9 protein-coding genes and 1 pseudogene are annotated in these 12,644 nt (G+C 64.0%); 3 read left to right on the forward strand and 7 right to left on the reverse strand.

What is annotated here, in order from left to right; genetic code table 11:
• Together UNPA324_RS32725 and UNPA324_RS32730 are read right to left on the reverse strand one after the other, a co-directional pair.
• Positions 1 to 977, reverse strand: a pseudogene (locus UNPA324_RS32725) (methyl-accepting chemotaxis protein); the annotation flags it as partial.
• 362 nt (positions 978 to 1,339) lie between these two features.
• Positions 1,340 to 3,379: a methyl-accepting chemotaxis protein gene (locus UNPA324_RS32730; protein WP_141938144.1), complete on the reverse strand. Its 2,040-nt coding sequence runs from the start codon at positions 3,377 to 3,379 to the stop codon at positions 1,340 to 1,342.
• A gap of 246 nt (positions 3,380 to 3,625) precedes the next feature.
• Between UNPA324_RS32730 and UNPA324_RS32735 the strand changes: the two genes are divergently transcribed.
• On the forward strand, positions 3,626 to 4,792 hold the full coding sequence (locus UNPA324_RS32735; RefSeq protein ID WP_141938146.1) for an FIST N-terminal domain-containing protein: 1,167 nt from the start codon (positions 3,626 to 3,628) through the stop codon (positions 4,790 to 4,792).
• Positions 4,789 to 6,147, forward strand: coding sequence for a hybrid sensor histidine kinase/response regulator (locus UNPA324_RS32740; RefSeq protein ID WP_128917909.1), 1,359 nt, complete (start codon positions 4,789 to 4,791; stop codon positions 6,145 to 6,147). The genes UNPA324_RS32735 and UNPA324_RS32740 overlap by 4 nt, the downstream gene beginning before the upstream one ends.
• Positions 6,148 to 6,298: 151 nt before the next feature.
• Here UNPA324_RS32740 and UNPA324_RS32745 read toward each other — a convergent pair whose 3' ends face one another.
• From UNPA324_RS32745 to UNPA324_RS32765, 5 genes are all read right to left on the reverse strand, one after another.
• Complete coding sequence (locus UNPA324_RS32745) at positions 6,299 to 6,994, reverse strand: response regulator (protein WP_141938148.1); 696 nt, start codon at positions 6,992 to 6,994, stop codon at positions 6,299 to 6,301.
• A 101-nt stretch (positions 6,995 to 7,095) separates the two neighbouring features.
• Positions 7,096 to 7,782: a response regulator gene (locus UNPA324_RS32750; protein ID WP_128917911.1), complete on the reverse strand. Its 687-nt coding sequence runs from the start codon at positions 7,780 to 7,782 to the stop codon at positions 7,096 to 7,098.
• 123 nt (positions 7,783 to 7,905) lie between these two features.
• A complete protein-coding gene (locus UNPA324_RS32755; RefSeq protein ID WP_181769603.1) occupies positions 7,906 to 9,102 on the reverse strand; it encodes a c-type cytochrome in 1,197 nt (398 codons plus the stop codon).
• Positions 9,103 to 9,223: 121 nt separating this feature from the next.
• Positions 9,224 to 10,939, reverse strand: coding sequence for a PQQ-dependent methanol/ethanol family dehydrogenase (locus tag UNPA324_RS32760; protein ID WP_246667269.1), 1,716 nt, complete (start codon positions 10,937 to 10,939; stop codon positions 9,224 to 9,226).
• Between the two features lie 228 nt (positions 10,940 to 11,167).
• Positions 11,168 to 11,638, reverse strand: a complete 471-nt coding sequence (locus UNPA324_RS32765; protein ID WP_128917913.1) for an SRPBCC family protein — start codon at positions 11,636 to 11,638, stop codon at positions 11,168 to 11,170.
• 506 nt (positions 11,639 to 12,144) lie between these two features.
• On the opposite strand from UNPA324_RS32765, the gene UNPA324_RS32770 reads away from it, so the two are divergent.
• On the forward strand, positions 12,145 to 12,630 hold the full coding sequence (locus tag UNPA324_RS32770) for a (2Fe-2S)-binding protein (protein WP_128917914.1): 486 nt from the start codon (positions 12,145 to 12,147) through the stop codon (positions 12,628 to 12,630).
• Positions 12,631 to 12,644: the final 14 nt, after the last annotated feature.

Below are 12,644 nucleotides of genomic sequence, written 5' to 3' on the forward strand. Positions count from 1 at the left end.
TTGCCGAGCATCAGGGCGAGTACAGCCCCGATGGCGAGGCCGCCGAGCGCCATCATCAGCATCAGCCGCTCAGTCTCTCCGATGGTCTCATTGGCGCTCGCTTCGATGCGCTGCTGATCGGCAGTCAGGTCCGACCGCAGCTCGCCCGAGAGCTTGAGGATGCCCGCCGCCGTCTTGGTCATCTCGCCGTTCAGCTTGACGATGATCTTCACGTTCTCCGACAGCTTCGTGAAGGAGGTGCGGTATTGCTTCAGGAGGTTGCCGATCTCGGTGACGCGGTCAGTGATCTTCTGGTCGTTGGCATAGATCGAGACCAGCAGGGTCTCCAGGAATTTGACGCGCGCGATCACGCCATCGGCGGTCTTCGGCTCCGGCTTGGCGACGAAGGCGCTGACCGAGGTGGAGACCGCCAGATATTGCGAGGTGATGTCCTTGGCCGTGGTCTGGACCGATGCCAGCCCAGCCAGCGCGGCAGTATCGGCGAGATCGTCGAACTTGAACCGGATCTTGTTGCCGACGCTGTTGAGCTCATCGGCCGCGATCTTGTTGTTCTCGCGCGTCAGGGTGATGATCTCCCCGAACACCTTGGTGAAGCGCTGGAATTCGGCCTCGAGCTTGCCGACCTGCTCGCGGCGCGCGGCGCCGGTCGTGGCGGACATCGACTTGGCGATGGCGTTTTTCAGGTTTTCTTCGGCAGCCTTGGCTGCGGTCTCGTCATCCGCCGCCCCCGTCAGGGTATAGGCTCGTGCCAGTCCTTGATAGGCGATCAGTTCGCGATCGACCGTCCGCGCGAGGTCGGCTTCCGAGACGCTGGTGCGATAGGAGGCGACGGCGCCGGCAATCCGCTCGAAGCCGAAATAGGCGAAAGCCATGCTGACGGCGAGGATGGCTAGCACCGCCACGAAGCCGAGGATGATTTTTGCGCGAAACCGCAAAGTTGGCAGCTTCGACGAGTTCGACTTGGACGTAACCGACATTCCCCCACCCCATTCCATTCGCGGAAAACCAGGCGCAGCCCGAGAGCAGCCCGCTCTCCGACTCCCCGGCACGTTACGGGGCAAAGGATAAGCTGTGGTAAATTTGTGGCACCCTGGCCGGCGGTTAGGTGACGCGGGGAAGAAGCGCATTCCGCTGTCGTCCCGGACAAGCGCAGCAGAGCGTAGCGCAGATCCGGGACCCATAACCACAGGGAGTGGTTTGACGAAGACTCGAAGTGACCAGCGTCGCTCTACAATCACTGCCTGGAGTATGGGCCCTGGATCTACGCGCGCCTGAGGGCGCGCTTGTCCGGGACGACGGCGGAGGATGCGGCGACAACAGTGGCCTATCGCACGGAGCCCTACGCCGCTCTGATATTCCCCATGAAGCGATCGAGCTCGGCGCGGAGGCGGGTGCTTTCGGAGGACAGCGTCTTGGCCGAGTGCAGCACCTCCTCCGAGGCCGAGCCGGTTTCGGCGGCGCCGCGGTTGACCTGGCCGATATCGGTGGCCGCGGTCTGGGTGCCTTGCGCGACGGTCTGGACGCTGCGTGCGATCTCCTGCGTCGCCGCGCCCTGCTGCTCGACTGCGCTGGCGATCGAGGTCGAGATCGACGAGATCTGGCCGATGGTCGCCCCGATCTCCTTGATCGCGGCAACCGATTCCGCCGTGGCGCCCTGCATGCCCGCGATGTGCGAGGAAATCTCGTCGGTCGCCTTCGCGGTCTGGCTCGCCAGCGACTTCACTTCGCTCGCAACCACGGCGAAGCCGCGCCCGGCCTCGCCGGCACGCGCCGCCTCGATGGTGGCATTGAGCGCCAGAAGGTTGGTCTGCTCGGCAATCGCCGTGATCAGCTTGACCACTTCGCCGATCTGCTGGGCGGCATGCGACAGTTTTCCGATGCGCCCGTCGGTTTCCTTGGCCTGAACCACGGCAGCTTCCGCAATGCGGCTGGAGTCGCGGACCTGGCGGCCGATCTCCTCGACCGAGGCGGAGAGCTCTTCGGTCGCGGTCGCGACCGACTGCATATTGGAGGAGGCCTGCTCGGAGACGCCGGCGACCTGGCTCGACAGGCTCTGGGTGGTCTCGGCGGTGCGGGTCAGCGTGGAGGCCGCCGATTCCAGCTGCACGGCGGAGGCCGAGACGTTGGAGACGATGGCTCCGACCGCGCTTTCGAAATCGTCGGCAAAGCGGATCAGCTCGGCGCGGCGGCTTGCAGCCTGCTCCCGGTTCTGGACTTCGCTGGCGGCGGCATCGCGCTCGGCTTTGGCAACCGCTTGAACCTTGAACTCCTCGACCGCGCCGGCCATCTCGCCGATCTCGTCCTTGCGGCCGAGACCCGGCAGCACGACGTCGAAATTGCCCGAGGCCAGCTCACGCATCGCCTTGCACATCGCGATCATCGGACGCGAGATGCCGGTGCCGAGCAGGAAAGCGAGAACCGCGCCAAGCAGCGTGCCGGCAATGGCGAGGATCAGAACCAGCCGCTCGGTCTGCCCGATGGTCGCTTCGGACTCCGAGTCGAGCCGCTGCTGCTCGGCGACGAGGTCCGCCTTCATGGCGGTGGCACCTTGCAGGATCGCACCGGCCGAGCCGCTCATCTCGGTGACGAGGTCGTCGACCAACTTGGCTTTCGCGATCAGCTTTTCCAGCGCATCGCGATAGGCGCCGAGCAGCGCCTTGGCCTCCTTCAGGCCATCGACGATCTTGTCGTCCATGGAATAGATCGCGCCGAGCGAGTTCTCGACGAACTTCAGCCGCGCCAGCGCACTTGCCCCGACGGCCTGGTCCGAGTTGAGGATGAAGTTGCTCGCGGCCCCACTCGCGGTCTGGAATTGGGTGTTGACCTGCTTGGTGCCGAATTCGATCGCCTGCGCCTCGGAGTCGGAGGCGTTGTTGCCGATGTCGTCGAGCTTGTATTTCAGCAGGTTGGCGTTGCGCTGAAGCTGATTCTGGACCAGAAGCGCGCTGTCGCGCTTGGCCTGCAGAATCTTGGCGAAGGTCTCCGAGAAGTTGGAGAATTCCTTCGCGAGCTTGTTGAGGCTCTCCAGCCGTGCCGGCTTCTTGGCATTCTTGATGGCCTGATCGATCGCATTCTTCAGGCTGGCCTCAGCGTCCAGCGCCGCCTTGGCGTCGTCTTCCTTGCCGGTCACCACGAAATAACGGGCGGCCGAACGATAGCCGAGCAGCTCGCGATCGATATTGCGGGCGACATCGGCCTCCGAAACGCTGCTACGGTAGGATCCTACGCCTTCCGAAACACGCTCGAAGCCGAAATAGGCGAAGGCGAGGCTCACCGCGGAGATGGCGAGCACGACCGCAAAGCCCAGGATGATCTTGGCGCGGAACCTCAGAGTGGGAAACAGTGTGCGCTTTGACGGCGACGCGATACGCCCGGACATTTCCACCCCCAGCTCGGTTCTTGCAAAGTGCAGCACGGCCCGGGGGCAGCCCCTCCCCGACCGGAGATGAAAATTAGGGCAGAAACGTCAAGGGGCGGTAAATTCGTGCCAGAAGGCCGCCGGTCGCCGAACACACGTTCCGCGGAGCCGGCCGCCATGTTGCGACCAGGCGAAAAAGGCCATACTCTTTGGGCACTTGTCAGGCACTCGGCACGAGACCGAGCGGGTCCTTGAGGGAGAAACGGAGTGGGGCAAACCGACTTTCGGTTTGGCGGTGCGTCTGGCGTTGCCGTCGCGAAGTCGAAGGCCGCGGGCGTCGAGCAAGCCGTTGCCGACCTCGCCGCTCAGCTCCCATCCGACGAGCTGGCGCTCATCCTGCTCTTCGTCTCCCCGAGCTACGATCCGCACCAATTCATCGCGGAGATCAGCCGGCAATTCGACGGGACCCAGGTCTGCGGTTGCACCACTGCCGGCGAGCTGGCTCCTGACGGCTGGGACGAGAACAGCGTCGTTGCTCTCGCCTTCAGTCGCGCCGACTTCTCGGCCGTGGTGCGGCCGATTCTCAATCTCGGCAGTTTCCGCGTCGAGGACGGCCGCAGGATCAGCGCCGAGGCCCGGCAGGAATTGCTGCGGGTATCCTCCCAGGTCGAGCGCGGAAATCCGTTTGGCCTGGTTCTGATCGACGGTCTGTGCCGCCGGGAAGAAGCGGTGATGTCCGCGATCTATGCCTCGCTGGACGACATTCCCATCGTCGGGGGATCTGCAGGCGACGGCATGCGCTTCGAGCGGACCTTTGTGTTTCTCGACGGCAAGGCCCACACCAACGCCGCTCTCCTGATCCTCCTGAGCACGTCGCTGCCGTTCCGGGTCTTCAAATGTGACAATTTCGAACCGCGGCCCCAGAAGATGGTGGTCACCGAGGCCGACACCGAGAACAGAACCGTCAGGGAGCTGAACGCCGAGCCCGCGGCGAAGGAATATTCCCGCGTCGTCGGGATCATGGACGCCAAGCTCGACCCGTTCTCGTTCGCCTCGCATCCCGTTCTGGTCCGCGTCGGCGGCTCCTACTACGCCCGGTCGATCCAGCGCGTCGAACCGGACGGCTCGCTGCACTTCTTTTGCGCCATCGACGAAGGCATGGTGCTGACCGCAGCGACGTCGCGCAGCCTTGTCGGCACGACGCGCGAGGCCTTCGCGGAAACGCGCGACCAGATCGGCGAAGTCTCGCTCTATATCGGTTTCGAATGCCTGCTGCGCCGGCTCGACGCCGAACAGCACCAGCTCGCCCGCGACATGTCCGAGCTCTACCGGCAGAATCGCGTCGTCGGCTTTCATACCTATGGCGAGCAGTTCGGCTCGATGCACGTGAACCAAACCTTCACGGGCGTCGCCATCGGCAGGCGTCCCGCGTGACCGGGCTGCGGCAAGATCCTGGAACGGTCGAGCAGCTGCAGCGGGAAACCGCGAAGCTGAAGAAGATCAATGCCGCGCTGATGTCCCGCGTCGAGCGCTCGATGGACCAGCAGCTCAACGCCTTCTCATTGTTCGAGACGGCCATCGCGCTCGACCGCCAGGTCCGGGACCGAACCTACCAGTTGCGCGAGGCGCTGCATTCGATCGAACGCGCCAATGAGGGTCTGTATCGCGCCAAGCAGCAGGCCGAGGCCGCAAGCTCGCTCAAATCGTCCGTCCTGATCTCGGTCACCCACGATCTGTTGCAGCCGCTGAACGCGGCGCGCCTGACGCTCTCGGCGCTCGCCGAGATGATGGAGGCACAGGAAGCGGGCCTGCTGATCGACCAGGTCGACCGATCGCTGGTGACGCTGGAGGATTTGTTGCGGTCGTTGCTGGAGATCGCCAAGCTCGACGCCGGCGCGCTCAGGCCCGACGTGCGTCCGCTGGCGCTGACGCCGCTGTTCGAGCAGCTTCGCAACGAATTCGCGCCAATCGCTGCGCGGCAAGGCCTGTCCTTGCGCATCCGCACTTCGCCGCTCGCGGTGTCGTCGGACGCGATGATGCTTCGACGCATCCTGCAAAATCTGCTCGCCAATGCCATCCGCTACACCCGCAGCGGCGGCGTCGTGATGGGGTGCAGGCGCCGAAACGACCGCATCTGTGTCCAGGTCTCCGATACCGGACCGGGCATTGCGCAGGCGCAACAGGAGGCCATCTTTCGCGAATTCCAGCGCGGTGAAGCCAGCGCGACCGACCAGGCCGGGTTCGGGCTCGGTCTCTCCATCGTTCGCCGCTTCGCGACGGTGCTCGGACACGAGGTGCGGCTGTCGTCGCAGGTCGGCAAGGGATCGACGTTCGTCTTGGAGCTCGAGCCGGCCGATCTCGCCGAGGTCAACGATGAGGTGCACGAGCCCAAGCTCAGTGAACGTCAATATGGCGGCCTCGAAGGCGCCAAGATCCTGCTGGTCGAGAACGATCCGTCCGGCTCCGAGGCCATGGCCGCCCTGCTGGAAGGGTGGGGTTGCGACGTCGCGACCACGCGATCGGCTGCGGACGCGCTGCTGCGCCTCAACGAGCTGGGCGGAGCGCCCGACGCGGTCATCGCCGATCTTCATCTCGATCACGGCGAGAGCGGATTGGCGGCGATCGCCGACATCCGCCAGCACCTGAAGCTCGATGTGCCCGCGATGATCATCACCGCCGACTATTCCGAGAAGGCCGCCAAGCAAGCGAGCCTCTCCGGCCTCGAAGTGTTGAAGAAGCCGATCAAGCCCGCCGAGATGCGCGCGCTGCTGTCGTTCCTGCTGAGCTAGTTCGGTGCGCCGGGGCGGTCACACAAATATCGAAAAACAACCCCATGCACAGTAGCGGTGCTATATTACATTCCGCCAATGGCATGATCTATTTGTCGATTCACCGGCTTAGCGGCAATCGATCTGTGAGACAGGATCGGAGCAATTCGCGTCAGTGCCGATCCGGTTGGGCATGATCGCGGCTCGGCGCGGGGCCCTCGCCTGCCAGCGTCGCGAAATCGATTCTGGACATCTCGACGATCGCCTTGGTGCGGCTCACGACGTTCAGCTTGCGCAGGATGTCGGAGACATGGACCTTCACGGTGGTCTCGGAAATCTTCAGTTCATAGGCGATCTGTTTGTTCTGAAGGCCGCGCTTGAGCATTTCGAGCACCCGCAATTGCTGCGGCGTCAGATCATGCAGCCGCTTCAGCAGGTCATGAGCGGGGCTTGGGGCCCGCTGCGGCCGGAGTGCGCGATAGGCATCGGGCAGGCAGACGAGCCCCTGCAGCGCCTCGCCGATCGACTCCGCGAGCCCCTGCTTGGACGAGGATTTGAAGATGTAACCGGCGACGCCGAGCGACAAGGCGCCGGAGATGATTTTGGGATCCTGATGTCCCGACACGATGACGACGGGGACTTTCGGGAAGGCCTTGCGGATGCGAACGATGCCCGAGAGGCCGGTCGTGCCCGGCATCGACAGATCGAGCAGCAGGAGATCGAGCTCGGCGCCCGCGGACAGCTGCTCGAGCGCGCCGTCGATCGACGTCGCCTGCAGGATCTCAGCCCCGGGCGCCACCATTTGCAACGCGCCTTCCAGCGCCTCGCGGAACAACGGATGGTCTTCGACAATCAGAAATCGCGTCACGCGTCAGCCATTTCCAAATCGTTGCAGGATGTCGAGCTTGCCTTCAGGATGGATCAGCCGGCGCGAGCCGGCTTGATCGAGGTCAACAATGACAAGGCCGATCATTGCGGCCTGCCGCGGTCGGCCCGCGCATAGGGGCGGTTCCTGGGGTCGGGCAGGTCCATCTTGCCGATCTCGATGATCGCCTTGTTGCGGCTGAACAGTCCGAGCTTGCGCAGGATCTCGGTGATGTGCGCCTTGACCGTGGATTCGGCGAGCTGCAGCTCCTGCGCAATCTGCCGATTCGGGTAGCCGCGACGAAGCAGGTCCAGAACCCTGATCTGCTGCGGCGTGAGCTCGCGGAGCTTGACCTCGAGCGCCTTGCTGGTCTCGGCTTTTCGCCGCTGCGGCGTCGCCACGAAATCTCGCGGCACCGACACCGATCCGGAGAGCACGCCCTCGATCGACTGGGCCAGCTCGCGCTTCGACGTCGACTTCGGCAGATACCCGGCCGCGCCGAGCGCCAGCGCTTCGCGGACCACATGCTGGTCCTCCTCGCTCGATACGATGGCGACCGGCAGGCGCGGATAGGTTTCGCGCAAGCGGAGGAAACCGGAGAAGCCGGTCGCATCCGGCAGCGACAGATCGAGCAGCGCGAGGTCGATGCCCTGCTCGCCCGACAGGATCTCCAGTGCGTCCTCGATCGACATCGCCTCCAGGATGCGGGCCTCCGGCAAGGCCAGCCGCACCGCATTGCCCAAAGCTTCGCGAAACAGCGGATGATCGTCGATGATCAGGAAGCTGGCCATGGCGCCTTCCAAAGGATCCGCCGCACCCGCGGCAGCAGCGCATCCATCCCGTGCCGGTCCGGCGCCGGAAAGCTGCAAGGTAGATGCTACCACATCTTCCCGATCGCGTCCGGTCAAGGCCGCTCAGTCGTTCGATTCGGCCTGGACCGTCAGCAGGAACGAATAGATGCTGTCGAACTGGTTGTCGGTGAAGACCTCCTTCCACGACGGCATGCCCTTGGCGGGGCGCCCCTCATGCACGGTCTTCCAGAAGGTTTCGCGCATGTCGTCGCCGTAGCGGTGTCGCAACAATCGCAGGTCGATTTTCCGCTCGCTCTGAATGGCGTCGGGGCCGTGGCAATGCGCGCAGGTTCCGTTGAAGATCTCCTTGCCCGCACCAGCAATCTCCTCATTCGGCGCCGTTGCATCGCCCTTGGTCTCGGTTGCCACCACACTTGCGACCTGCGCTCCGCCCGCCCCGGGACCCGCTCCGGTCGTGGTTCCCGCCGGCACGGCCTGGGCCGTACCGAAGCGGACCGGCTGTCCGGCCGGCAAACCGTATTTCACGGCGAGATCGGCGATCGTCTTCTGAAGTGCAGGCAGGATCTGATCAACGCGATCGCGGAGCGCGGTCGATCCCTTCGCGAAGCCGATCGCGGCGTCCCATGACAGGCCTTCGCCTTCTGTGAGCCGGATTTGATAGCGATCGTTGTAGGCGGTCATGTTCAGCCAGCCGGCGACGGGTCCCCAGATGAAGGCGACATCCGCCCTGCCCTGGTCGAGCGCCTGCATGGCTTCCTCGGGCGACAGCACGGTCACCTTCTGGATGTCGTCACGGGTCGCCAGAAGGTTTTGCGGTGTGCTGGCGTATTGGACGGCGACGCGCTTGCCCCTGAGATCGTCGACGCCGCCGATCGCCTGGCCCTTCGCCGCGACCAGGGCATAGCCCTCCTTGGCAAAGCTGTTCGAGAAGATCACGGCGGGCCCCATGAAATCCTCGGACCGCGGCAAGCCGATCATGGCGTCGCATTGCTTGCCCAGCAACGTGACCCGCACGGTTCGCTTGCCGAAATAGGATTTGTACCAGTCGTAAGTGATTGGCTGGCCGAGCGCCTGCGCCAGCGCCTGGCCGATTTCGACATAGAAGCCCGGTTGCGACGGACTATCGCTCGAGAACGGCAGATTGGTCGGATCGGCGCACAGGCGGAACGGCTTCGCCTCGCCGGCATGAACGGCTGCGACTGACGCGATCAGCACGGACGCGGCGGCGCATGCGAGCCGTCCCGCGATGGTGTGTTGTCGGCTCTTGCCGCTCGCTGGATTGATCGGACGCATCCTCATCTCCGGTAGTTGGGAATTGGTGAACCAGGCGGTGCGGCACAGGATCAGACCGGTGCCGTCGCCGCGCGTGTCGACAAAGCACGCGCGTGTCCCGTCTCCTTCGGGATACGCGCGCGAGTCGTCACTGGACGGAGAACACGAAGAGCGAACCGCCCTCGGGGGCTGCGGCCGTCATCTTCTTCCCAACCTCGCCCAGGAACGCGGGCAGTGCTGCCGTGCGGCCGACGACGATGGCGACGTATTGCTTGCCGTCGACACTGTAGGTCACCGGGCCCGCGCCGATGCCGGAGCCGAGATTCTTGCTCCACAGCACCTTGCCGGACTTCGCATCGATGGCACGGAAGTCGCCGTGAATGTTGCCGGCGAACACGAGGCCGCCGCCGGTGGTCAGGGTGCCGCCGTTGAACGGCAGGTCTTCCTTGATCGACCAGACCTTCTTCTGGGCGATCGGATCCCAGGCCACGAGTTCGCCGAGGAAGCCGCCGGGGCCTTCCTTGGTGGGGAATTCGGCGCCGAGATAGAACACGCCGCGCTTGTAGGAGACGTCGGAGACCGACCAGTCCATGCAGACATTGTTCGAGGGGATGTAGACGAGCCCGGTCTGCGGATTGAAGGACATCGGCTGCCAGTTCTTGCCGCCGATCAGGTTCGGGCAGATGTCCTTGGCGGGATGGTTCGGTCCGGGACGCTTGTCGGGATCCTCGACCGCGCGCATCGTGGCGACGTCCCACTTCTTGGCCCAGTTGGAGAAGACGTATTTCTCCGCCGAGAGCACCTTGCCGGTCTCGCGATTGGCGACGAAGAAGTAGCCGTTGCGATCCGCCTTCATCAGCGCCGGAACGGTGTTGCCGCCGATCTTCAGATCCGCGAGCACGGCCTCGTTGACGCCGTCATAGTCCCAGGCATCGGCCGGCGTGGTCTGGATGTGCCACTTGATCTTGCCGGTGTTGGGATCGAGCGCGAGCGTCGAGGCGGTGTAGAGGTTGGTCAGCTTGCCGAAATTGCCGTCGCCGGTGGAGCGGACGCCGGTGTTCCACGGACCGGGATTGCTGGTGCCCCAATAGACGGTGTCGGTCTTCGGATCATAGGAGCCGACCAGCCAGGCCGCGCCGCCGCCATGCTGGGCGGAATCGCCCTTCCAGGTGTCGCCGCCGGGCTCGTCCGGGCTGGGAACCGTGAAGGTCTGCCACAATTGCTTGCCGGTGTTGATGTCGAAGGCCTGGAGCGAACCGCGCACGCCGTACTCGCCGCCGCCGAAACCGGTGATGACCTTGTCGCGCACGACCAGCGGAGGCGAGGTGATGACCGAGCCTTGCTTGTAATCGACGACCTTGGTCGTCCACAGCGCCTTGCCGGTTGCGGCATCGAGCGCGGTCAGCTTGCCGTCGAGACGGCCGACAAAGATCTTTCCATCCGCATAGGAGACGCCGCGATTGTTCACGTCGCAGCAGGCATGTTGCAGCACGTCCTCGGGAATTTCGGGCTCCCAGGTCCACTTGCGCGCCCCGGTCGCGGCATCGAGCGCGTAGACGTATTTCGGCCCCCAGGAGCTCGACACGTACAGCGTGTTGCCGACGACGATCGGCGAGGACTCATTCGAGCGCAACGACGCCAGCGAGAACGAATAGGCGAGCGTCAGCTTGCCAGCGTTCTCGGTATTGATCTGCTTGAGCGGGCTGTAACGCGTATTGCCGTAGTCGTGGCCGGCAACGGCCCACTGGTTTGAATCGGATTGCGCCTTGATCAGCGAGTCGTTGGCGCGAACGCCTGACGTAACGGCGGCGAGCATCGCAATCATCGAGATGCCAGCCAAGAATCCCTTCGTTCCAAAGGTCATGTATTCCCTCCACGATGTTGTTGTGCACGCCACGTTGGACGCCTGAGCGCGTTGCGCCCGTGATGCGCAGTTCGTCTGCGAGCCATCGTTCGAAATTACAGCATCGGCGTTTCGCGCTTAGTATAGGCGGAAGGTAGTAGTGCAAATCATTGGCGACGCTCGCCGCTCATCTCGTTGTCCCGCCTAGCGTCTTGCCCTTATTTTGCAGCTCGAAATGCGTCATCGAATTCAGGCAGTATCGCGCATCGGCCACGATGATGGCGCTACCACAGCCGCGAAGTTCTCGAAGAAGTTCGCGGCAAGTTTTCGCGACGTCGAATCGATCAACCGCGCGCCGAGCTGCGCGAGCTTGCCGCCGATCTGCGCGTCGGCCTCGTAGTGCAGGATGGTGACGTCGGGCGATTCTTCCTCCAGCCGGACCGTCGCCCCGCCCTTGGCAAAGCCGGCGACGCCGCCGGCGCCCTCGCCGACGATGCGGTAGCCGTTGGGTGCATCGATATCGGTCAGCGTGACCTTGCCGCTGAACGTCGCCTTCACCGGACCGACCTTCAGCACCACAATTGCCGTCATCTCCGTGGGCGACGCCATCTCGAGCGATTGGCAACCGGGAATGCAGCGCCTCAGAATCTCGGGATCGTTGAGCGCGGCCCAGACCTTCGCTTTCGACGCCGGGATGCGCTGGCTGTCGTTCATTTGCATCGCTTCCACCCTCAATTGTGTTTGTTCAGCGCGGATAAGGCGGCACCCACCGTCGATCAATCGCCAGGAAGTATGAGGCAGGCCGACGGGGCGCGAGCGACGGGGCCGCGACGCTCGACGCCCGAGTAAAATCAATGACTTAGCGTCCCGCCGCGTACTACCAAGATCGCGATTGCAAAGCCGCGGGCTCGTGCTCCTATTCACGCCAAGGAACAAGACATCCAGGGGAGGCAACGTGCGACAAGGCTGAACTCGCGCGCGAATGGCGGCGATACGGGCGTCGACGCTGCGACATTGCCTGCGGACGCGACGCCGAACTTTCCAAACCTCACCTTGCGGCTGCGCCACGTGTTGGCGACGGCCTGGAGGACCATGATCGAATCGCGCGCCACAACGGCCGCCACGATGACCTTTCCATGACGCGAGGTCACCAAAATGCCAGTTGCAAAGTTCCGTTGCGCTGTCTCTAATTAGAACCAATCAAAATCACTTTGGGAGGACTTCACGTGTCTACAGTCAAACTGACGGTGAACGGCAAGGCCGTTGCTGTCGACGTCGAGGACCGCACGCTGCTGGTCCAGCTTCTGCGCGATCACCTCAACCTCACCGGGACCCATGTCGGCTGCGACACCAGCCAGTGCGGCGCCTGCGTGGTGCATATGGATGGCAAGGCGGTGAAATCCTGCACCATGCTGGCGGGTCAGGCCGATGGCGCCAGCATCACCACCATCGAAGGCATCGCCAAGGGCGACGAGCTGCACCCGATGCAGGCCGCCTTCCGCGACAATCATGGCCTGCAGTGCGGCTATTGCACCCCGGGCATGATCATGTCGGCGATCGACATCGTGCACCGCTATGGCGGTCAGCTCGACGAGGCCACCGTCCGCGCCGAGCTGGAAGGCAACATCTGCCGCTGCACCGGCTACCACAACATCGTCAAGGCCGTGCTGGATGCAGCCGGACGCATGAAGGTCTCGCAGGCGGCCGAGTAAAGCGGCGCGCCTCG

Source organism: Bradyrhizobium sp. UNPA324 (genome assembly GCF_006658635.1).
GTDB classification, from domain to species: domain Bacteria; phylum Pseudomonadota; class Alphaproteobacteria; order Rhizobiales; family Xanthobacteraceae; genus Bradyrhizobium; species Bradyrhizobium nanningense.